22 protein-coding genes are annotated in these 22073 nt (G+C 62.2%); 11 read left to right on the forward strand and 11 right to left on the reverse strand.

Annotated elements, in window-relative coordinates; translation table 11 throughout:
* The first annotated feature begins 10 nt into the window (after positions 1-10).
* Positions 11-3055: a multidrug efflux RND transporter permease subunit gene (locus tag V5F23_RS21640; protein ID WP_338496504.1), complete on the forward strand. Its 3045-nt coding sequence runs from the start codon at positions 11-13 to the stop codon at positions 3053-3055.
* A 297-nt stretch (positions 3056-3352) separates the two neighbouring features.
* Here V5F23_RS21640 and V5F23_RS21645 read toward each other — a convergent pair whose 3' ends face one another.
* The 5 genes from V5F23_RS21645 to colR all read right to left on the reverse strand — a co-directional run bounded on the left by V5F23_RS21645 (position 3353) and on the right by colR (position 7032).
* Positions 3353-3580, reverse strand: a complete 228-nt coding sequence (locus V5F23_RS21645; RefSeq protein WP_042729372.1) for a hypothetical protein — start codon at positions 3578-3580, stop codon at positions 3353-3355.
* Between the two features lie 2 nt (positions 3581-3582).
* The gene (locus V5F23_RS21650; RefSeq protein ID WP_042729371.1) at positions 3583-4293 is read right to left on the reverse strand and encodes a lipopolysaccharide kinase InaA family protein; all 711 of its coding nucleotides are present in this window, start codon (positions 4291-4293) and stop codon (positions 3583-3585) included.
* A 4-nt stretch (positions 4294-4297) separates the two neighbouring features.
* A complete protein-coding gene (locus V5F23_RS21655) occupies positions 4298-4966 on the reverse strand; it encodes a class I SAM-dependent methyltransferase (RefSeq protein WP_123578439.1) in 669 nt (222 codons plus the stop codon).
* 115 nt (positions 4967-5081) lie between these two features.
* The gene (locus V5F23_RS21660; protein ID WP_042729369.1) at positions 5082-6359 is read right to left on the reverse strand and encodes a HAMP domain-containing sensor histidine kinase; all 1278 of its coding nucleotides are present in this window, start codon (positions 6357-6359) and stop codon (positions 5082-5084) included.
* On the reverse strand, positions 6349-7032 hold the full coding sequence (gene colR / locus V5F23_RS21665; RefSeq protein ID WP_024779529.1) for a two-component system response regulator ColR: 684 nt from the start codon (positions 7030-7032) through the stop codon (positions 6349-6351). Before colR ends, V5F23_RS21660 begins: the two co-directional genes overlap by 11 nt.
* A gap of 231 nt (positions 7033-7263) precedes the next feature.
* Between colR and V5F23_RS21670 the strand changes: the two genes are divergently transcribed.
* A complete protein-coding gene (locus V5F23_RS21670; RefSeq protein WP_338496509.1) occupies positions 7264-8007 on the forward strand; it encodes a phosphatase PAP2 family protein in 744 nt (247 codons plus the stop codon).
* A 235-nt stretch (positions 8008-8242) separates the two neighbouring features.
* Here V5F23_RS21670 and groL read toward each other — a convergent pair whose 3' ends face one another.
* The 4 genes from groL to V5F23_RS21690 all read right to left on the reverse strand — a co-directional run bounded on the left by groL (position 8243) and on the right by V5F23_RS21690 (position 11749).
* A complete protein-coding gene (gene groL, locus V5F23_RS21675; protein WP_042729367.1) occupies positions 8243-9889 on the reverse strand; it encodes a chaperonin GroEL in 1647 nt (548 codons plus the stop codon).
* A gap of 50 nt (positions 9890-9939) precedes the next feature.
* The gene (locus V5F23_RS21680; RefSeq protein WP_042729366.1) at positions 9940-10233 is read right to left on the reverse strand and encodes a co-chaperone GroES; all 294 of its coding nucleotides are present in this window, start codon (positions 10231-10233) and stop codon (positions 9940-9942) included.
* Positions 10234-10474: 241 nt separating this feature from the next.
* Positions 10475-10951, reverse strand: coding sequence for an FxsA family protein (locus tag V5F23_RS21685; RefSeq protein ID WP_047736591.1), 477 nt, complete (start codon positions 10949-10951; stop codon positions 10475-10477).
* Between the two features lie 66 nt (positions 10952-11017).
* Positions 11018-11749 (reverse strand): HugZ family protein, encoded by a 732-nt coding sequence (locus V5F23_RS21690; protein WP_338496510.1) that lies wholly within the window; start codon positions 11747-11749, stop codon positions 11018-11020.
* Positions 11750-11907: 158 nt separating this feature from the next.
* Between V5F23_RS21690 and V5F23_RS21695 the strand changes: the two genes are divergently transcribed.
* A complete protein-coding gene (locus V5F23_RS21695; protein ID WP_338496512.1) occupies positions 11908-12666 on the forward strand; it encodes an SDR family oxidoreductase in 759 nt (252 codons plus the stop codon).
* Between the two features lie 126 nt (positions 12667-12792).
* Here V5F23_RS21695 and apbC read toward each other — a convergent pair whose 3' ends face one another.
* On the reverse strand, positions 12793-13887 hold the full coding sequence (apbC, locus tag V5F23_RS21700) for an iron-sulfur cluster carrier protein ApbC (protein WP_042729362.1): 1095 nt from the start codon (positions 13885-13887) through the stop codon (positions 12793-12795).
* A 314-nt stretch (positions 13888-14201) separates the two neighbouring features.
* Between apbC and metG the strand changes: the two genes are divergently transcribed.
* From metG to V5F23_RS21740, 8 genes are all read left to right on the forward strand, one after another.
* The gene (metG, locus tag V5F23_RS21705; RefSeq protein WP_123578443.1) at positions 14202-16247 is read left to right on the forward strand and encodes a methionine--tRNA ligase; all 2046 of its coding nucleotides are present in this window, start codon (positions 14202-14204) and stop codon (positions 16245-16247) included.
* A 128-nt stretch (positions 16248-16375) separates the two neighbouring features.
* Positions 16376-16948 (forward strand): Rnf-Nqr domain containing protein, encoded by a 573-nt coding sequence (locus tag V5F23_RS21710; protein ID WP_338496515.1) that lies wholly within the window; start codon positions 16376-16378, stop codon positions 16946-16948.
* Entirely contained in the window at positions 16945-17964 is a 1020-nt protein-coding gene (gene rsxB / locus V5F23_RS21715) for an electron transport complex subunit RsxB (RefSeq protein WP_338496516.1), read from the forward strand. The genes V5F23_RS21710 and rsxB overlap by 4 nt, the downstream gene beginning before the upstream one ends.
* Complete coding sequence (locus V5F23_RS21720; protein WP_338496518.1) at positions 17951-18937, forward strand: RnfABCDGE type electron transport complex subunit D; 987 nt, start codon at positions 17951-17953, stop codon at positions 18935-18937. The genes rsxB and V5F23_RS21720 overlap by 14 nt, the downstream gene beginning before the upstream one ends.
* Positions 18934-19545, forward strand: a complete 612-nt coding sequence (locus tag V5F23_RS21725) for an RnfABCDGE type electron transport complex subunit G (protein WP_338496520.1) — start codon at positions 18934-18936, stop codon at positions 19543-19545. The genes V5F23_RS21720 and V5F23_RS21725 overlap by 4 nt, the downstream gene beginning before the upstream one ends.
* Positions 19538-20071: an Rnf-Nqr domain containing protein gene (locus V5F23_RS21730; RefSeq protein ID WP_338496523.1), complete on the forward strand. Its 534-nt coding sequence runs from the start codon at positions 19538-19540 to the stop codon at positions 20069-20071. Before V5F23_RS21725 ends, V5F23_RS21730 begins: the two co-directional genes overlap by 8 nt.
* Positions 20068-20706, forward strand: a complete 639-nt coding sequence (gene nth / locus V5F23_RS21735) for an endonuclease III (protein ID WP_053148056.1) — start codon at positions 20068-20070, stop codon at positions 20704-20706. The genes V5F23_RS21730 and nth overlap by 4 nt, the downstream gene beginning before the upstream one ends.
* 107 nt (positions 20707-20813) lie before the next feature.
* Positions 20814-20996, forward strand: coding sequence for a hypothetical protein (locus V5F23_RS21740; protein WP_042729354.1), 183 nt, complete (start codon positions 20814-20816; stop codon positions 20994-20996).
* A 70-nt stretch (positions 20997-21066) separates the two neighbouring features.
* Here V5F23_RS21740 and V5F23_RS21745 read toward each other — a convergent pair whose 3' ends face one another.
* Positions 21067-21693, reverse strand: a complete 627-nt coding sequence (locus V5F23_RS21745; protein ID WP_042729353.1) for a response regulator transcription factor — start codon at positions 21691-21693, stop codon at positions 21067-21069.
* Between the last annotated feature and the right edge of the window lie 380 nt (positions 21694-22073).

A 22073-nucleotide genomic window follows, 5' to 3' on the forward strand; every position in this document is an offset into this window, starting at 1 on the left:
AGGAATTCCCATGGCTTTTACCGATCCGTTCATCCGCCGCCCGGTGCTCGCCACCGTGGTCAGCCTGTTGATCGTGCTGCTGGGCTTCCAGGCCTGGAGCAAGTTGCCCTTGCGCCAGTACCCGCAGATGGAAAACGCCCTGATCACGGTGACCACCGCCTACCCCGGGGCCAACGCCGAGACCATCCAGGGCTACATCACCCAGCCGATGCAGCAAAGCCTGGCCAGTGCCGAAGGCATCGACTACATGACCTCGGTCAGTCGCCAGAACTTCTCGGTGATCTCGGTCTACGCCCGCATCGGTTCCAACAGCGACCGGCTCTTCACCGAACTGCTGGCCAAGGCCAACGAGGTCAAGAACCAGTTACCCCAGGACGCTGAGGACCCGGTACTCAGCCGTGAGGCCGCCGACGCCTCCGCGCTGATGTACATCAGCTTCTTCAGCAAGGAACTGAACAACCCGCAGATCACCGACTACCTGTCACGGGTGATCCAGCCCAAGCTGGCGACGTTGCCGGGCATGGCCGAAGCCGAGATCCTCGGCAACCAGGTCTTCGCCATGCGCCTGTGGCTCGATCCCGTCAAGCTCGCCGGTTTCGGCCTGACCGCCACCGACGTGACCAATGCCGTGCGCCAGCAGAACTTCCTCTCCGCCGCCGGCGAGGTAAAAGGCGAGTACGTGGTCACCAGCATCAACGCCAACACCGAACTCAAGTCCGCCGAGGCCTTCGCCGCGATCCCACTCAAGACCGAGGGCGACAGCCGCGTGTTGCTGCGGGATGTGGCGCGGGTGGAAATGGGCGCCGAGAACTACGACACCATCAGCTCCTTCGGCGGTACGCCGTCGGTGTACATCGGGATCAAGGCCACGCCTGGCGCGAACCCGCTGGACGTGATCAAGGAGGTGCGCAAGCTCATGCCGGAGCTGGAGGCCCAGCTACCGACCAACCTCAAGGCCGAGATCGCCTACGACGCCACCCTGTTCATCCAGGCCTCCATCGACGAAGTGGTGAAGACCCTGTTCGAGGCGGTGCTGATCGTCATCGTCGTGGTGTTCCTGTTCCTGGGCGCCCTGCGCTCGGTGCTGATCCCGGTGGTGACCATCCCGCTGTCGATGATCGGCGTGATGTTCTTCATGCAGTTGATGGGCTACTCGATGAACCTGCTGACGCTGCTGGCCATGGTGCTTGCCATCGGCCTGGTGGTGGACGATGCCATTGTGGTGGTGGAAAACATCCACCGGCACATCGAGGAAGGCAAGAGCCCCTTCGACGCCGCATTGGAAGGTGCACGGGAAATCGCCATGCCGGTGGTCTCGATGACCATCACCCTGGCGGCGGTGTATGCGCCGATCGGCCTGCTCGAAGGGCTGACGGGGGCCTTGTTCAAGGAGTTCGCCCTCACCCTGGCCGGGGCGGTGGTGATTTCCGGGATCGTCGCCCTGACGCTGTCGCCCATGATGTGCGCCATGCTGCTGCGCCACGACGAAAACCCCACGGGGTTGGCCCACCGCCTCGACATGGTCTTCGAACGCCTGAAGGGCCGCTACCAGCGCATGCTCCATGGCACCCTCGATGCGCGCCCGGTGGTGCTGGTGTTCGCCGTGATCATCCTGCTCCTGATCCCGGTGCTGATCATGTTCACCAAGTCCGAACTGGCCCCCGACGAGGACCAGGGCATCATCTTCATGATGGCCAACTCCCCGAAGACGACCAACCTCGACTACCTGAACGCCTACACCGATCACTTCATCACGATCTTCAAGGAGTTCCCCGAGTACTACTCCTCGTTCCAGATCAACGGCTATAACGGCGTACAGTCCGGCATCGGCGGCTTCCTGCTCAAGCCCTGGAACGAGCGCAGCCGCACCCAGATGGAAATCCTGCCCGAGGTCCAGGCCAAGCTCGAAAGCATCCCCGGCTTGCAGATCTTCGGCTTCAACCTGCCATCGCTGCCGGGCACCGGCGAAGGCCTGCCGTTCGCCTTCGTCATCAACTCTCCGAAGGATTACGCCACCTTGCTGCAAATCGCCGAACGGGTGAAGAACCGCGCGATGGCGTCCGGCAAGTTCGCCTTCATGGACATCGACCTGGCGTTCGACAAACCTGAAGTCGTGGTCGATATCGACCGCGCCAAGGCGGCCCAGATGGGCGTCTCGATGCAGGACCTGGGCGGCACCCTCGCGACCCTGCTGGGGGAAGCCGAGATCAACCGCTTCACCCTCGAAGGACGCAGCTACAAGGTCATCGCCCAGGTTGAACGGCCGTTTCGCGACAACCCCGACTGGCTGAACAACTACTACGTGAAGAACACCCTGGGCGAACTGCTGCCGCTGTCGACCCTGATCAAGGTCAGCGACCGGGCACGGCCACGGCAGTTGAACCAGTTCCAGCAGCTCAATGCGGTCACGATCTCGGGCTTTCCCGTCGTGAGCATGGGTGAAGCCATCGAAACGGTCCGCCAGATCGCCCGGGAAGAAGCGCCGGCAGGGTTCGCCTTCGATTACGCCGGGGCTTCGCGACAGTTCGTACAGGAAGGCAGCGCCCTGTGGGTCACCTTTGGCCTGGCCCTGGCGATCATCTTCCTGGTGCTGGCCGCCCAGTTCGAAAGCTTCCGCGACCCGCTGGTGATCCTGGTGACGGTGCCTCTGTCGATTTGCGGCGCCTTGATTCCGCTCTTCCTGGGCTGGTCAAGCATGAACATCTACACCCAGGTGGGCCTGGTGACGCTGATCGGCCTGATCAGCAAGCACGGCATCCTGATCGTCGAGTTTGCCAACCAGTTGCGCAAGGAACAGGGCCTGAGCCCAAGGGAAGCCGTGGAACAGGCCGCCTCGATCCGTCTACGGCCGGTGCTGATGACCACCGCGGCAATGGTATTCGGCATGGTACCGCTCATCCTCGCGACAGGCGCAGGGGCGGTGAGCCGCTTCGACATCGGCACGGTCATCGCCACCGGGATGTCGATTGGCACCTTGTTCACCCTGTTCGTGCTGCCCTGCGTCTACACGCTGCTGGCCAAACCGGACAAGAACCGAGAACACGCCAGTCTCTGATCTTTTGCGCTGGGGCCTCTAGCTCTTGGCTCTGGCTCTGGCTCTGGCTCTGGCTCTGGCTCTGGCTTTGGCTTTGGCTTTGGCTTTGGCTTTGGCTTTGGCTCTTGTGGCGAGGGAGCTTGCTCCCGCTGGAGCGCGAAGCGGTCCCCTCCGACCAACGGTCTCCCCACGGCAACGGCTTCGCAGCCGAACGGGAGCAAGCTCCCTCGCCACAGATCCAGCCGTGACGGATGAAAATCAAACGCCCAAAGATAAAGGCCTCGCATATGCGAGGCCTTTATCTAGACATCATCATCCTCAACTCTGCGGCCTCATCCCTTGGGAAAGACTGAACATGAACAGCAGCAGGTCATTGTCCGGCCGGGTCACTTCGCTGACCTTTGCCACCCGTGGCAAAGGGCACTGCGCATCCACCTTGGAAACGTTGAGGATCTGCGAGCGTGGCTGCTCCCACACAGCCACCGCCATCGACGCAACTGCCAGGGCTCCAACTAAAAACACACCTCTAGCAATTTCTAGTTTCATCGCTATAAACCTTTGATAGCGCTGCCAAACGCCGTCTCGTAAAAGTAGACGAGTTTTTTCCAGTCGGCGTCGCTGAACGACGAATGGCGCCGCAACTGCTTCATGTCATGGGAGGCCGCCTGCCGGGCCGTCATGCGCCGGCGGCACTTCTCCAGGTCCAGCAGCGCCACCTCCGGCTTGGCCGCCTCGCCCTCCCCAGTCACGCGCACGAAGACGTGCTTGATGTAGATGCAGCTGTGTTGCCAACGCCCCCTGTGCATGCGGGCCAGGTTCCCGGCCAGTTCCTGGAGGATCTGGTCATGCACCGCTTCGCCATGACGCTCGCGACCGCCACCGGCATACCAGTGTTCGATCTCCTCGAAACCTTCGAGCGCACGGGTCACCAATAACGCCCGCCATTTATGCTCGGGGTCCGGCTGGGCTCCACAGAACACCAGCTCGGGCACCCGGACATTGAGTCGAGGCAACGCCAGGAGCGCGTCCTGCTCGCGTAATACCGTCGGACGCCCGAACGGGTGCAGCCAACTGCGATAGATGTGCCCGGTCTGGCGCTTGGCATACAGCAACTCGCCGTCCTTGCTGGTGATCCGTTGTACGCCGCTCTCGCCGCCACGTCGTACGTTGGGCTCCTCCACCCACTCACCCTGCAAGCTCCAAAAATAATCGAAACTGTCGCGGGGGATACCTGATGCCTCTGCTACCTGCACAACCATGCTTTTACCTCTTGCGTAATACGTAAACTCGCCACATGGCATAGAGCGGTAGGAAATCCAGTCGTTCCTGAATACGGAACCCGGCCTGGCGAAATTCCTCTTCTACTGTAGCAACCGGTAACACAAATCGATTTTGGTAGTCTTTCTGCCCACGGGTGCGTTCCTGGCGCTTGCGTTTCCAGGCCTTGAAATTACCGTCGACCCACAATGAAACAATCACGCTGTCGCGGCTGACCCGCTCGAATTCCTTGAGGATCGCCAGGCGGTGCGCGGATTCACCGATGTGGTGCAGCAGCCGCATGCAAAAAATGCTGTCGACGGCGTTATCAGGCAAGGCAATGTCGAACGCAGATGTGTGCAAGGGTTGTACCCGTTTCACCACATCGGCCGGTTGAGATGTCATGGCCGTCTTGAGCATGGCCTCGGAATTGTCGGCGCCAATGATCACCCGGTTCGGTTTTTCGGCCAGCAAAGGCCAGAAACGCCCGGCACCGCAAGGCAGGTCCAACACCAGCCCCGGATCGCCGACAAGCGCCAACGCTCGGCGAGCCAGCTGTTGATCCCGCTGGTTGGACAGGCGACGACTTATGCCGCTGCGATGCTTATGGAAATATTTGCGAGCATGCTGCTCGTCGTATTTCTCGGAAAAATCCAGCTTGATGGGTTTGGACATTGAGGGGGCCTCCATTACAGATGGGCCCCACCTTATGAATCGGCATGTCATCTCTTTGTGAAAACAAAGTCATGTTGATGCCACCAATAGTTACAAGATTTGTCCACAAGCCCACTTATCCCGTCGGGTTCAACTGCACTTCAAAACGGCAGCCGTTAGGCTCCATCGTGCTGAGGCTCACGGTCCAGCCCTGGTTTTCGCAGATCCGCTGCACCAGCGACAGCCCCAGCCCCAGGCCCTCGCCGCGCTGCTCGTTACCGCGAACGAACGGCTCGAACATCGCCTCGCGCTTCTCTTCGGGGATGCCCACGCCGCTGTCTTCCACCACGAAACCGGTGGCGGTCAGCGAAAGACGGATAAATCCCTGGTCGGTGTAGTGCAGGGCATTGCGCAGCAGGTTTCCCATCACGGCGGTCAGGAAGGTGGCGTTGTAGAGTGTCTCAAGGGTCTGCCCCGGTTCGAAGATCAGCGTCAGGCCCTTGGATTCGATGGGCGCGCGCCACACCCCGAGAAGGTTCTCGGCCACCTGCGCGAGGGTCGCCCGAGGGGACATGCCGTTGTCTTCGCGCCGAGCCCTGGCGAGCATCAGGAAGGTCTGGACCAACTCACGCATTTCCTCACTGGCGCGGTTGATCCGCTCGACCTGGGTGCGACCGCGCTGATCCAGCGCCGGGTTTTCCAGCAACAGTTCGCACGAGGTCGCCAGGACCATCAACGGCGTACGCAACTCGTGGCTCACATCACTGGTGAACAAACGCTCGCGGGTCAGGGCCTGGCGCAGCTGGCCCAGCGTGGCGTCGAACGCCACGGCCAGTTCGCCCACTTCATCGGCCGCGTAATCCGGCGCCAGCGGTGGGGCCAGACCAAGCAACTGGTCGCGGTGCCGCACTTGCCGGGCCAGGCGAACCACAGGCGCCATGACCCGACGGGCCAGGACCCACCCCAGGAACACCGCCAGCGCCAGGCTGAGCACAAAGCCCACCAGCACCACGGCGAACAGCACCCGTTCGCGCTCTTCGAAGTCGCTCTGGTCCTGGAGCAGGACGTAGTGGCGGCCGTCCACGATCTCGACCATGGCGTGATAGGACAGCTGTTCGCGAAACACTTCGTGGAATCCGCGCTCCAGATGGCGCAGGTCCTTGGGCAGCTCGAAATCCCCGGGGCCGCCGCTGAAATAGAACAACTGGTCGGGTTCCGGGCGATGGTTCCAGTCCGAGACGCTGTCCATCAACAACAGGCGCTGCAGGTCGCCACCGAGCCCGGCGGAAATCAGTTTTTCTTCAACCAGGTGGACCGTCGCCACGATCCCCATGGCGAACGCCCCTGCCACCAATGCGCTCATCAACGCAAAGGCGATGATGATCCGCTGGGCAAGGCTTTGCTTAAACTCCATCGCGCCCCTCGGCCAAGCGATAACCGACGCCGTGCACAGTGTGCAGCAAGGGTTTTTCGAACGGTTTGTCGATCACCTGGCGCAGTTGATGGACATGGCTGCGCAGGCTGTCGCTGTCCGGGCAATCATCGCCCCAGAGCGCTTCTTCGAGGATTTCCCGGCGCAACACATGGGGGCTTTTCTGCATCAGCACCGCCAGCAGCTTCAGGCCGACCGGGTTGAGCTTGAGCAGCTTGCCTTCGCGGGTCACTTCCAGGGTGTCGAGGTCGTAGCTCAGGTCACCGACCTGCAACGCCCGCCGTCCACCCCCCTGGGCCCGGCGCATGACCGCCTCGATCCGCGCCGCCAGTTCCGACAGGGCAAAAGGCTTGATCAGGTAATCGTCGGCCCCGGACTTGAAGCCTTGCAGGCGATCGTCCAACTGGTCCCGGGCGGTGAGCATGATCACCGGCGTGTCGCGGCGGGCGTCTTCACGCAGGCGCTTGCACAAGGTGTAGCCGTCGATGCCCGGCAGCATGATGTCGAGCACGATCAGGTCGTAGTGCTCGGTCGCCGCCAGGTGCAACCCCGACAGACCGTCCTGGGCACAATCGACGGTGTAGCCCTTGAGCCCCAGGTAGTCGGCCAGGTTGGCCAGGATGTCGCGGTTGTCTTCGACCAATAGAATTCGCATGGGCACCTCTGCGTATACGGGGAACGGCCGTCTTGGCCCGCGCAGCTTACGGCCAAGTGTGGCTCACCGCTAGGATTGTGTCTGCTCGTGTCTTCACTGGACCGCTCCCGAACACAGCCTTGGGCAAGCCTTGACGACTTTTTCACCCAACCTTCACACCCCTCCCACGCAACACCGGTCAGACTGCGCGAAACGCGCTGTTCATCGAAGACTCCCAGCAAAGGTACTTTCATGGTTTCCACCGCCATCCGCCCTGCTTCCAGGCCGCTTAACCTGCGGATCGCCCTGGGGCTGCCCGCCGCCGTCGCGGTCATCCTGGTGCTATTGGAACTGACCACCCTGGACATGGATCTGGCCCACCTGTTCTATGACGCCACCGGTGGCGGGTTCATTGGCCGACACAGTTACTTTTTGGAAGACATCCTCCACGACCGTGCCAAGGAGGTAGTCATCGCCTTTTCCGTGGTGGCGGTCCTGGGGTTTATCGCCACGTTCTTCAACGCTCGACTCAAGCCGTTCAAACGCGAACTCGGCTGCCTGGTCCTGTCCCTGGCACTGGCCACGTCGTTCGTCACACCGATGAAGGCCGTGACGGCCGTGCAATGCCCCTGGAGCCTCAAGGAGTTCGGCGGCAAGGAAACCTACAGCGAATTGCTGAGCCCGCGACCGGCCACCGACAAGCCTGGCCGATGCTGGCCCGGCGGCCATGCCGCGACCGGCTTCACCCTGTTTGCCCTGTTCTTCGTCCTGCGTGACCGCCGGCCACGCCTGGCTCGACGCGCGCTCGTCCTGGCCCTGGGCCTGGGCACGGTGTTTTCCATCGGCAGGATGATGCAGGGGGCGCACTTCTTTTCCCACAACGTCTGGACCGCAGTGTTCTGCTGGCTGATTTGCCTGGGTTGCTACTACTTCATTCTTTACCGACCCGCCACCACGACGGATCGCGTAGCCCTGCCCGCCCCCGCCCGGGGCTGAGGATCGTTCAGAGGGGGGCGAGCCTGCGATAACGATGCTGGGGCTGCTGGCCCTTCGCGAGCAAGCCCGCTTCCACAGGGGACCAGGGTGGGCGCAAATCCGGTGATCGCCCAAGATCACCTGTGGGAGCGAGCTTGCTCGCGAAAGCGGCGTAACGCTCGCTCCCCAATAAGCGGCAATAAAAAACCCCGCCTGCTTTCGCAGGCGGGGTTTTTCGCTACAGGGTAAGGCTGGCTTACATCATGCCGCCCATGCCACCCATGCCGCCCATGTCTGGCATACCGCCGCCAGCTGCACCTTCTTTCTTCGGTGCGTCAGCCACGGCTGCTTCGGTGGTCAGGATCAGACCGCCGATGGAAGCCGCTGCCTGCAGGGCCGAACGGGTGACCTTGGTTGGGTCCAGGATACCCATTTCGATCATGTCGCCGTACTCGCCCGACGCAGCGTTGTAGCCGAAGCTGCCTTGGCCGTTCTTGACCTTGTCGACCACGACGCTTGGCTCGTCGCCGGAGTTGGCAACGATCTGACGCAGCGGCGCTTCAACAGCGCGACGCAGAACAGCGATGCCCACGTTCTGGTCAGCGTTGTCGCCCTTGAGTTCGGTCAGGGCTTCCAGTGCGCGGATCAGCGCAACGCCACCGCCAGGTACCACGCCTTCTTCAACGGCTGCACGGGTAGCGTGCAGGGCGTCTTCAACGCGGGCTTTCTTCTCTTTCATTTCGACTTCGGAACCGGCGCCAACCTTGATCACCGCAACGCCGCCGGACAGCTTGGCCAGGCGCTCTTGCAGTTTTTCACGGTCGTAGTCCGAGGAAGTTTCGGCAACCTGGGCACGGATCTGGCTGATGCGCGCTTCGATGTCGCCTTGAACGCCAGCACCGTCGACGATGATGGTGTTTTCCTTGGACAGGGTGACGCGCTTGGCGTTACCCAGGTGCTCCAGGGTGGTGCTTTCCAGGCTCAGGCCGATCTCTTCGGAGATCACGGTACCGCCGGTCAGGACGGCGATGTCCTGCAGCATGGCCTTGCGGCGGTCGCCGAAGCCAGGGGCCTTGACCGCAGCAACCTTGACGATGCCACGCATGTTGTTCACGACCAGGGTCGCCAGGGCTTCGCCTTCAACGTCTTCGGCCACGATCAGCAGAGGACGGCCAGCCTTGGCAACGGCTTCCAGCACCGGCAGCATTTCGCGGATGTTGGAGATTTTCTTGTCGACCAGCAGGATCAGCGGGCCGTCCAGCTCGGCCACCATGGTGTCCGGCTTGTTGACGAAGTACGGCGACAGGTAGCCGCGGTCGAACTGCATGCCTTCGACGACCGACAGTTCGTTTTCCAGGCCCGAGCCTTCTTCAACGGTGATCACGCCTTCTTTACCGACTTTTTCCATGGCTTCGGCAATGATGTCGCCGATGGAGTTGTCGGAGTTGGCGGAGATGGTGCCTACCTGAGCGATGGCCTTGAAGTCAGCGCAAGGCTTGGACAGGCCCTTGAGCTCCTTGACGATGGCGATGGTCGCCTTGTCGATGCCGCGCTTGAGGTCCATCGGGTTCATGCCGGCAGCGACGGCTTTCAGGCCTTCGTTGACGATCGACTGGGCCAGGACGGTGGCGGTGGTGGTGCCGTCGCCGGCGTCATCGTTGGCACGGGAGGCAACGTCTTTGACCAGCTGCGCGCCCATGTTCTCGAAACGGTCTTCCAGTTCGATTTCCTTGGCTACGGAAACGCCGTCCTTGGTGATGGTCGGAGCGCCGAAGCTCTTCTCGATGATCACGTTGCGGCCTTTCGGGCCCAGGGTCGCTTTTACTGCGTCAGCCAGGACGTTGACACCGGTGAGCATTTTCTTGCGGGCGGAATCGCCGAATTTAACTTCTTTAGCAGCCATGATCGATATTCCTTAAATACTGTGTAGTAGCGGGAAAATGAGCGGGGAAATCAGCCTTCGATAACAGCGAGGATCTCGTTCTCGCTCATTACCAACAGGTCTTCGCCGTCGACTTTCACGGTGTTGCTGCCGGAGTAAGGGCCGAACACAACCTTGTCACCCACTTTCACGGCCAGCGCACGCACTTCACCGCTGTCCAGCACGCGGCCGGTACCTACAGCGAGAACTTCACCGTGGTTGGCTTTTTCAGCAGCCGAACCTGGCAGGACGATACCGCCAGCGGTTTTCTTCTCTTCTTCGCTGCGACGGATGACGACGCGGTCATGCAGAGGACGAAGCTTCATTGTCGATCTCTCCTAATTTTGGGTTTTCATCGGCCGGTGTAGTCCCGGCGGGTTTAACAAAGCCGGCGAAGCCGGTTGCGGTTCGTCAGTCGAACCGCGGAAGTCTGTCCGGTGTTGCCACCGGAAACCTTGCGGTGACCCATACATAGGGGCGCGCAAGGCGATTACAAGGGCCGGGTGGAAAAATTTTTACGTCCACGCCTGAACGAACACGGCGCCCGAAGGCGCCGTGCTGAAGGGTTTACTTGGAGTCGCGGTGTTCGAATTCACCTTCGATCACCGTCGGCTCGCGGCCCACCGGCTCTCGTGGGGCCGGGCCGCCACGGGGCTGGAGGTCATCGGCGAACGCGCGCTGACGCATCGCCTGCTCCTCGGCGCGCTGGCGCATCTTGTTGGCGAGCATGCGCCGGGTGAACGGCAGCAGCAGGACCAGGCCCAGCACGTCGCTGATGAAGCCTGGCAGGATCAACAGGCCGCCACCCAGGGCCAGCATCAGGCCTTCGAGCATGGTCTGGGCCGGCAGTTCGCCGCGGTTCAGGCTTTCACGGGCACGCAATGCCGTGGCGAGGCCGGCGATGCGCAGCACGAACACGCCGAGCATCGAGCCGAGAATGACCAGCAGCAGCGCCGGGAAAAACCCGACCGCACCGCTGACCTTGACGAATACGAACAGCTCCAACACCGGGAACAGCAGAAAGAGCAACAAAAAAGGGCGCATCAAAAGGTTCCTCAACGCAAGAATGCCTTGCTATCAAACCCTAAATGACGTCGTCCTTTCGTGAATTCAAGCGTTCGCCTCTGCATTTTTCGGCCATTGCTCGGCGTGAGCCAGGTAAACCAAGGCTTCGCGCACTTGTGTCGGCGTGTTGCAAGGACTGGGAAACGCCAGCCAGTACAGCCCCTGGCCAATGCGCAGGTGCATGCCTTCGCTGTCGATGCCGACCATCTGTGCCGGCTCGCAGTCCGGCAGTCCGGCCAAGGCGACGTAGTGGGCGATGGCCTTGGCGTGATCGGCGTTCATGTGTTCGATCATGCTCGCCTCGGCCTGGCCGGCAAAGGGATTGGCCAGGGTGACCTGGTCGATCCAATGAATCGCACCGAAGCCGCCGATGTAGCGATGACGCACCGGGTCGAGCACCCAGAAGTCGAAATCGTGGGCCTTGTGGTAGTTCTGCGATTCGGGAAAATAACGGTAATAGCGCTCGGCAGCGGCCTCGATGGCGGCGCTGTCCTGGAGTTTGCGTGCCTGTGCCACGCATGTCAGGCGCCCCACGGCCTGCACGTCTTGCGCCCCCCGCTCGCCCACCAGCATCGAACACTTGGGGTCTTTCTGCAGATTGTGGGTGTGCTGGGCAATGCGGCTGATCAGGATCAGCGGCTGGCCCTGCGCATCCAGGCAATACGGCACGACGGAGCCGAACGGGAACCCGGGCATGGATTTGGAATGGGTGGATAACACTCCACGGTATTCCTTGAGCAGCAGCTCTCGGGCAAGCTTGGCAGCTTCAACGCTCAATTTATGACTCCTTCGACTAAATTCGTCTTGAATACGATCAGGCAGCTGGACTATGTTTCCAGGTGCCATCGGGCAACTCTATGCCGCGCTCCAGCCGCTACAGAAGAGAGGCCCGCAACCGAACTCCCTCAACCGCTCCGCCATCCCGGGACACGCACATGCAACTCACTGACAAAGTAATCATTATCACTGGCGGTTGCCAGGGCCTGGGGCGCTCCATGGCCGAGTACCTGGCGGACAGGGGCGCGAAGCTTGCCCTGGTCGACCTCAATCAGGAGAAGCTCGACCAGGCCGTGGCCGCGTGCGTGGCCAAGGGCGTCGAGGCCCGGGCGTACCTGTGCAACGTGGCCAATGAAGAACAGGTGAGCGACATGGTCGCCCGAGTGGGCGAGGATTTCGGCGCGATCCACGGCCTGATCAACAATGCCGGGATCCTGCGCGACGGCCTGCTGCTCAAGGTCAAGGACGGCGAAATGAGCAAGATGAGCCTGGCCCAATGGCAAGCCGTGATCGACGTCAACCTCACCGGCGTGTTCCTGTGCACCCGCGAAGTGGCGGCGAAAATGGTCGAGCTGAAGAACAGCGGCGCGATCATCAACATTTCCTCGATTTCCCGCGCCGGCAACGTCGGCCAGACCAACTACTCCGCCGCCAAGGCCGGCGTGGCCGCCGCCACCGTGACCTGGGCCAAGGAACTGGCGCGCTACGGCATTCGTGTCGCCGGCATCGCCCCGGGCTTCATCGAGACTGAAATGACCCTGGGCATGAAACCCGAGGCCCTGGAAAAAATGACCTCGGGCATCCCGCTCAAACGCATGGGCAGGCCCGAGGAAATCGCCCATTCGGCGGCGTACATCTTCGAGAACGACTACTACACCGGCCGGATCCTGGAAATGGATGGCGGGTTGCGGATCTAAGGTCACCGCAACCCAAATGTGGGAGCGAGCTTGCTCGCGATAGCGTCAGTTCAGTCAGCCTTGATGCGACTGATACGCCGCTATCGCGAGCAAGCTCGCTCCCACAGTGGGTAGGGTTTCACTCTATCAGTCGTCGCTGATGGTGATGTTCGGCATCGCCGGCATGGCGGCTTCCTGCAACACGATCCGCGCGCCTACGTGGCGAGCCAGTTCCTGGTAGACCATAGCGATCTGGCTGTCCGGCTCGGCGCTCACGGTGGGCTTGCCGCCGTCGGCCTGCTCACGGATCAGCATCGACAGCGGCAGCGAGGCCAGCAGTTCGACGCCGTACTGGGTCGCCAGTTTTTCCCCGCCGCCTTCGCCGAACAGATGCTCGGCGTGCCCGCAGTTAGAGCAGATGTGCACGGCCATGTTTTCCACCACGCCCAGCACCGGGATGTTGACCTTGCGGAACATCTCCACGCCCTTGCGCGCATCCAGCAGGGCCAGGTCCTGGGGCGTGGTGACGATCACCGCGCCGGCCACCGGGACTTTCTGCGCCAGGGTCAGCTGGATATCGCCGGTGCCTGGCGGCATGTCGATCACCAGGTAATCCAGGTCGCCCCAGGCGGTCTGCGTCACCAGTTGCAGCAAGGCGCCAGACACCATCGGCCCGCGCCAGACCATCGGCGTGTTGTCATCGGTCAGGAACGCCATGGACATGACTTCCACGCCATGGGACTTGAGCGGCACGAACCATTTCTGGTCCTTGACCTGCGGCCGGGTGCCTTCGGCGATACCGAACATGATGCCCTGGCTCGGGCCATAGATATCGGCGTCGAGGATCCCCACCCTGGCCCCTTCACGGGCCAGCGCCAAGGCCAGGTTGGCGGCGGTGGTGGATTTGCCCACGCCGCCCTTGCCGGAGGCCACGGCGATCACGTTCTTGACGTTCGCCAGCCCCGGCACCTGGGCCTGGGCCTTGTGGGCGGCGATCACGCTGGTGATGTCGACTTGGGCGGCCGCCACGCCATCCAGGCCTTCGATCGCCATCTGCAGCATTTGCGCCCAGCCTTTCTTGAACAGGTCGGCGGCGTAGCCGATTTCCAACTGGACGTGGACGCGATCGCCCTGGACATCGATGGCACGCACGCATCCGGCGCTGACCGGGTCTTGGTTCAGGTAGGGGTCGGTGTACTGGCGAAGGACGGCTTCCACCGCTGCGCGATTGACGGCGCTCATGGGCAACTCCGATAGCAAGACTGGAAAAACAGGCGGCTATCCTACGCCGCCCATTCTTTTGTGGCGACCCAAACACTGCTGTGTGAATGTCCCTGTGGCGAGGGAGCTCGCTCCCGCTCGACTGCGCAGCAGTCGCACCAAGGCTGACGTTGTCAGGGTACACAAGCCTTTTAAGGGCGGCTTAGCCACCCAGCGGGAGCAAGCTCCCTCGCCACACAGGCCCTGCGAGCATCCGGAAACAGGCTCATAGGGTGAAAAAAAGCCGCCGGCGCTTTATAGTGGCCGACCTCCGTTTCATCAAGTAGCCGAGCCCCATGTCCGAGCCACGCAAGATCCTCGTCACCAGCGCCCTGCCCTATGCCAATGGTTCGATTCACCTCGGCCATATGCTGGAATACATCCAGACCGATATGTGGGTGCGCTTCCAGAAGCATCGCGGCAACCAATGCATCTATGTCTGCGCCGACGACGCCCACGGCTCGGCCATCATGCTGCGCGCGGAAAAGGAAGGCATCACCCCGGAACAACTGATCGCCAACGTCCAGGCCGAACACAGCGCCGACTTTGCCGAGTTCCTGGTGGACTTCGACAACTTCCACTCCACGCACGCCGAGGAAAACCGCGAGCTGTCGAGCCAGGTCTACCTCAAGCTGCGTGATGCCGGGCACATCGCGACCCGCTCGATCACCCAGTATTTCGACCCGGAAAAGAAAATGTTCCTGGCCGACCGCTTCATCAAGGGCACCTGCCCGAAATGCGGCACCGAGGACCAGTACGGCGACAACTGCGAAAAGTGCGGCGCCACGTATGCACCCACTGACCTGAAAGACCCGAAGTCGGCGATTTCCGGGGCCACGCCGGTGCTCAAGGATTCCCAGCACTTCTTCTTCAAGCTGCCGGATTTCCAGCAGATGCTGCAAGCCTGGACCCGCAGCGGCACCCTGCAGGACGCCGTCGCCAACAAGATCGCCGAATGGCTCGACGCCGGCCTGCAACAGTGGGACATCTCCCGCGATGCGCCGTATTTCGGCTTCGAGATCCCGGATGAGCCCGGCAAGTACTTCTACGTCTGGCTGGATGCGCCAATCGGCTACATGGCCAGCTTCAAGAACCTGTGCAACCGCACGCCGGAGCTGGACTTCGACGCGTTCTGGGGCAAGGACTCCACCGCCGAGCTGTACCACTTCATCGGCAAGGACATCGTCAACTTCCACGCCCTGTTCTGGCCCGCAATGCTCGAAGGCGCGGGTTTTCGCAAGCCGACCGGCATCAACGTCCATGGCTACCTGACCGTCAACGGCCAGAAAATGTCCAAGTCCCGCGGCACCTTCATCAAGGCCCGGACATACCTGGACCACCTGTCCCCGGAATACCTGCGCTACTACTACGCGGCCAAGCTGGGCCGTGGCGTCGATGACCTGGACCTGAACCTCGACGACTTCGTGCAGAAGGTCAATTCCGACCTGGTGGGCAAAGTCGTCAACATCGCCAGCCGCTGCGCCGGTTTCATCCACAAGGGCAATGCCGGCGTGCTGGTGGCAGGCAATGCGGCACCGGAGCTGACCGAAGCGTTCCTGGCCGCCGCGCCGAGCATCGCCGAAGCCTATGAGGCCCGCGATTTCGCCCGGGCCATGCGCGAGATCATGGCCCTGGCCGACCGCGCCAACGCCTGGATCGCCGACAAGGCACCGTGGTCGCTGAACAAACAGGAAGGCAAGCAGGAAGAAGTCCAGGCGATCTGCGCCCTGGGCGTGAACCTGTTCCGCCAACTGGTGATTTTCCTCAAGCCGGTGCTGCCGTTGCTGGCCGCCGACGCCGAGGCGTTCCTCAATGTCGCGCCGCTGACCTGGAACGATCACCAGACCCTGCTGAGCAACCATCAACTGAACGAGTTCAAGCCGTTGATGACCCGCATCGACGCCGCCAAGGTGCAAGCCATGACCGACGCCTCCAAGGAAGACCTGGCCGCCAGCCAGACCGACACCGGCGCCCCGACCGGCAATGGCGAACTGGCCAAGGATCCGCTGTCGCCGGAAATCGAGTTCGACGCCTTTGCCGCCGTGGACCTGCGCGTCGCGCTGATCGTCAAGGCCGAAGCCGTCGAGGGTGCCGACAAACTGCTGCGCCTGACCTTGGACATCGGCGATGAACAGCGCAACGTGTTCTCCGGCATCAAGAGTGCCTATCCGGACCCTGCCAAGCTCGAAGGCCGGCTGACGATGATGATCGCCAACCTCAAGCCGCGCAAAATGCGCTTCGGCGTGTCCGAAGGCATGGTGATGGCGGCGGGCCCTGGTGGCGAGGAAATCTACCTGCTGAGCCCCGACAGCGGCGCCAAGCCAGGCCAGCGGATCAAGTAACGCGACCGCACGCTGCACCGATCCCACAGTCGCTTTGCAGGCGGCTGTGGGATTTTCATATCTGGCCCGCCCTGCCCGCGTGGCGGATAATGCCTCATCGTGTAACAGGCCCTTTCACCCATACGCCCATGACCGACCTCCTTCTTACATTGTTCAGCGCGGCCCTGATCAACAACCTGGTGTTGCATTGGCCGCTGGGCGTCGATCCGCTGCTGACGACCGATGGCAGGCGGCGGGTGCACGCCCTGGGGCTGGCGACGACGTGCCTGATGCTGGTGGTCGGCACCCTGGGCTATCTGCTCGATCACTGGTTGCTGGCGCCGGCCCAACTGACGGCGTTGCGCCTGCTGGTCTGGCTGCCCTTGAGCATATTGCTCATCGCCCCCCTGCTGCGCGGGCTGGCACGCTGGCGGCCGACATGGCCGTTCGACGGCTTGTGGCCACTGCTGCTGGGCAATGCCGGCGTCCTCGGCGTGACGCTGCTCAATGGCGAGGACGACCAGGGCCTGGGCCACGCCGTCGCCCTGAGCCTGGGCGCCGGGCTGGGCTTCTGGCTGGTGCTGGGCCTGTTCGAGGACCTGCGCCAGCGCACCTTCACTCACGCTATTGCCCTGCCCTTCCGCGGGCTGCCGATTCAGTTGATCAGCGCCGGACTGATGGCGGTGGCCTTTCTTGGATTGCGCGGGCTGGTCAAGACATGAGCCTGATTCAACGTATCGACGCGCTGCTGCCGCAAACCCAATGCGGCAAATGCGGGCACCCGGGGTGCAAGCCTTACGCCGAGGGCATTGCCCAGGGCGAGCCGATCAACAAGTGCCCGCCCGGCGGCCAGGAAACCATCGCGGCCCTGGCCGAGCTGATGAAAGTGCCCGTGCTGGAATTGGACACCAGCCGCGGCGCGGCCCCGGCGCAAATCGCCTTTATCCGTGAAGCCGAATGCATCGGCTGCACCAAGTGCATCCAGGCCTGCCCGGTGGACGCGATAGTCGGCGCGGCAAAGCTAATGCACACCGTCCTCATCGACGAATGCACCGGTTGCGACCTGTGTGTAGCGCCTTGCCCGGTCGATTGCATCGAGATGCGCCCCCTGCCGACAGCCAGCGTGCTGCCGATTATCGGCGGCCTGACCTCAAGCCTTGAGGAGCAACAAGCGCGCGCGGCCAAACGCAACCATGCCCGACGGCGCTTCGAGCAACGCAACGCCCGTTTGCGCCGTGAAGAAGAGCAGCGCCAGGCCGAACGCCTGGCCCGCACCCAACGCGCCGCCCAGGCCCCGGCTCAACCCCAGGCGCTCGACCCGGTTCAAGCCGCGCTGGAACGGGTGCGCGCGCAGAAAGCCGCCAACGCCGATGCCGCCTTGAAAAAGGCCAAGGTCGACCTGGCCATGAGCCGGGCGCAATTGAACAAATCCTTGAAGGCCTTCGGTCACCCGCCGACCTTCGAGCAACAATCGCAACTGATCGTGCTGCAACGCCAGTTCGAAGCGGCCGAGCAAGCCCTGATACAACTGGAAAGCGCCGCACCGCAAACCGCGCCAGCGCCAGCCCCGGCACCCGCGCCGAACGCCGAGCTGAAACGGGCCAAGATCCAATTGGCCATGCGCCGCGCCGAGCTCAGCAAGGCCCGCGCGGCGGCGGCCCCGGACAACCAGGTGTTGGCATTGGAGCAAGCGGTGAAGGACGCCGAGCGCCAGGTGGACGCCCATGTCACGCCCTGAGCCCATGGACGAACGACTGCGCCAGGCCATGCAGCGCGTGCTGCTGGCGACGCTGCCGGGGGCGCTGGCGCTGCTGTGGTTCCAGGGCTGGGGCATTTTGCTGAACCTGGCGCTGGCGGGGCTCACCGCAATGGCGATCGAAGCCGCGGTGCTGCGCCTGCGCCGCCGATCACTCGCCCCCGAGCTGTTCGATGGCAGTGCGCTGGTCAGCGCCACCCTGCTGGCCCTGGCCTTGCCAGCGTACGGTCCCTGGTGGCTGACCGTCACGGCGGTGGCCTGCGCCCTGCTCTTTGGCAAACACCTGTGGGGGGGCGTCGGCAGCAACCCATTCAACCCGGCCATGCTCGGCTATGCCCTGGCCCTGGTGGCGTTTCCTGCCCACATGAGTCAATGGCCTGCGCCCCACGCCGTGGGCTTGCTGGAAGGCCTGCAACAAGTGTTCGGCACACCGCCAGCACCCGACGCCTGGGCCGGGGCGACCGCGCTGGACAGCCTGCGGATCAACCGAAGCCTGACCATCGACGAGCTGTTCGCCCACAACCCGGCGTTTGGCCATTTCGGTGGCCGGGGCGCTGAATGGGTCAACCTGGCGTTCCTGGCCGGCGGCCTGTTTCTGCTGCAACAACGGGTGTTCAGTTGGCACGCACCGGTGGGCATGCTGGCCAGCCTGTTCCTCATCAGCCTGATCGGCTGGAACGGCTCAGGCTCCGATTCCCATGGCTCTCCGCTGTTTCATCTGCTCACCGGCGCAACCATGCTCGGGGCGTTCTTCATCGTGACCGAACCGGTTTCGGGCGCCAAGGCGCCACTCGCTCGACTGCTGTTCGGGGTCGGCGTGGGACTGCTGACTTACACCATACGCACTTGGGGCGGTTACCCCGACGGCGTGGCATTTGCGGTGTTGCTGATGAACCTTGGCGTCCCCGCACTGGAGCGCCTGGCCGCTGCACGGCAACGGCGGCAACCGGCATGAACAATCCCGGCGGCGTGGCCCTCCTGATCGCACTGGTTGCCCTCGGCAGCGGTGCCACTTACCTCACGCACCTGAGCACGGCCGGGCGCATTGAGGCGCAGCGACAAGCACAGCAGACCCGCGCCCTGCTCGACGTATTGCCCGTCGAGCGCTACGACAATCAGCCATTGGCGCAGCCGGTGATGACGACCGCCGTGCCCCTGGCACATAGCTCGTTGCTACAGGCCTACCGGGCCACTCGCGCCGGCCAACCCAGCGCGGTGCTGCTACGCAGCCAGACAACGGGGTATGAAGGCAGCATCGAACTGCTGATCGCAATCGACGTGCAAGGCCGCCTGCTGGGCGTGAAAACCCTGCATCAGTCCGAGACCCCCGGACTGGGCGCGGCGATTGCCGGTTGGCCAAATGCCTGGCTGCAAACCTTCACCGGCCAATCACGCCAGCAGACTGACGACAGCGCCTGGGCCCTGAAAAAGGACGGCGGACGATTCGACCAATTGGCCGGCGCGACCGTGACCTCCCGAGCCGTCCTGGAGGCGGTTCACGATACGCTGCGTTACTTCGACGAGCACCAGGCTCAACTGACCGGAGTGGTCGCGGATGAATAAGCCATGGGCCCTGACGCGCGGGCTGTTGCTCGTCCCATTGGTCGGCGCGAGCGACTCGCTGGCCGGTGCGCTGGGGGTATGGTTGGCCTGGGCATTGATCGTCGTTGCGCAAGACGCGGCGATGGGAAGTGTCCGACATCGCCTGAGCGCGTATCAACGCGTGTTCGCCTGTGCCGTGCTGGCGGCTACCCTGGCCGCTTGCACAGGCTTCGTGCTCCAGGCCTGGGCGCCGGAGCCGTTCCGGGTGTCGAGCCTTTACCTGGGCTGGATCGCCTTGAGCGGCGTGGTGCTGGAACAACAAGACGCCCTCGTTGAGCGGCGTCTGTCCGCTCGCCTCAGGCTTGCTGGCCTGTTCGGCCTCTGGATGCTTGGCCTGGGCGCCCTGCGCGAGCTGATCGCCAGCGCCCTGCCCCTGGCCGCGCTGGCCCCGGGCGGGTTCATCCTGCTCGGCTTGCTGCTGGCGGCCCGCCAGGCCTGGACGGCCGCCAGCCCTCATTCACCTACCAAGGACACGCCGCGCCCATGAACGCCGCCAAACGCCTGGAAATATTTCGTCGCCTTCACGAAGACAACCCGGAACCGAAAACCGAACTGGCCTACTCCTCGCCGTTCGAGCTGTTGATCGCGGTGATTCTGTCGGCCCAGTCCACCGACGTCGGCGTCAACAAGGCCACGGCCAAGCTGTTTCCGGTGGCCAATACGCCGGAGGCGATCTACGCCCTGGGCGTCGAAGGGCTGTCCGAGTACATCAAGACCATCGGGCTGTACAACAGCAAGGCCAAGAACGTCATCGAAACCTGTCGCCTGCTGATCGAGCGCCATGGCAGCGAGGTCCCACAGACCCGCGAAGCCCTGGAAGCGCTTCCGGGCGTCGGCCGCAAGACCGCCAACGTGGTGCTCAATACCGCGTTCCGGCAACTGACCATGGCGGTCGACACGCACATCTTCCGCGTCAGCAACCGCACCGGGTTGGCGCCCGGCAAGAACGTGGTGGAAGTGGAGAACAAGCTGATGAAGTTCGTGCCCAAGGCGTTCCTCCTGGATTCCCACCACTGGCTCATTCTTCACGGGCGCTACGTGTGTCTGGCACGCAAGCCCCGGTGCGGCAGCTGTCGGATCGAAGATTTATGCGAATACAAGCACAAGACCTCCGACGATTGAGGCGCTATTGGTTTTATTGATCTGTCGATTGAAAAAATCTTTTTTACCCGCCCGTGGTTTATCGATATAAGGAGCGCCAATGGCAGTCTTAGCCTGGAGTCGAACCCATGAGTACTGGCAAAGAACAACTGGATGTAGAAGACGAATTCATCGCCGTTGAGTCCGACGACGCAGAACCCGTGGTCGTGGAAGTGGCGAAAACCAACCTGAGCAAACGCCGCACCATTGATAATCTGCTGGAAGAACGCCGCTTGCAGAAGCAGTTGGCCGATTACGACTTTGACCTTTGACCGCTTGCTCCCAAACACCTAAAAGCCTCCCCGATGGAGGCTTTTTTATGGCTATGGGTGACCGCCAGACTCACACCAACCCATTGCGTTGTGCCAGCTCGATCAGATCGACCAGCGAACGCGCGTTGAGCTTCAACAATAAACGCGTCTTGTAGGTACTGACCGTCTTGTTGCTCAGAAACATCCCATCGGCAATTTCCTTATTGGTTTTTCCGCGCGCCAGTTGTTGCAGCACCATCATTTCCCGTCCGGACAAACGATCGACCATGTCCGACTCGCTGGCGTTACCCAGGCTGGAGCGCACGGTATGCAGCGCCTGGTTGGGGAAATAACTGTAGCCGGACAATACGGCCTTGATCGCGCTCAACAACTCGGTCAAGTCCTGTTGCTTGCACACATACCCGGCCGCTCCCGTCTGCATGCAACGCATGGAGAAATGCCCGGGCGACTGGGACGTCAGCACCAAGACTTTCATTGCCGAGGGAATGGCGCTCAGGCGGGCAATAACCTCCAGGCCATCCAACTTCGGAATACCGATATCGAGAATGACGATATCGGGCATAAGTTCCCGCGCAAGTTGCAACGCATCGACGCCGTTATCCGTTTCGGCCACAACTTCATAACCATGACGCTCCATCAGCAGACGTACAGCAAGACGAATGACGGGGTGATCATCCACGATCAGCACTTTATTCATGGGCAAATCCAACTTCGCTGTTCGAATTTTTAGAGCACGCACAATAGCCTAGTCATTTCTACCTTGGCATGCCGCCCCCCCCTGGCCGCTCGCAGCGAAAGACGAAACCTACAAGCTATACAGAAAAATCCTACAAATTCACCCGAAAAAAATGTGTCATGAATTTTTCGACGGCCCGCAAGCGACCTTTCTTAACCTCCCGGTAACCTCTGGACAAATCGTATTACGCCACGCTTCCACCCCGAGGCCGGTGGTTCAAGGCATGTGGCTAATAGGATCGTTAAAGCCTTGGTTAAATAGCCTCGCATCGAAGTGCCAGGCGCGTTCAATATAAAAAAACAGAAATCAAGGCAGCGTCCATTCACGCCTTGCCAGCGCCG

The organism is Pseudomonas sp. WP18, from assembly GCF_036689585.1.
GTDB lineage: Bacteria > Pseudomonadota > Gammaproteobacteria > Pseudomonadales > Pseudomonadaceae > Aquipseudomonas > Aquipseudomonas chlororaphis_E.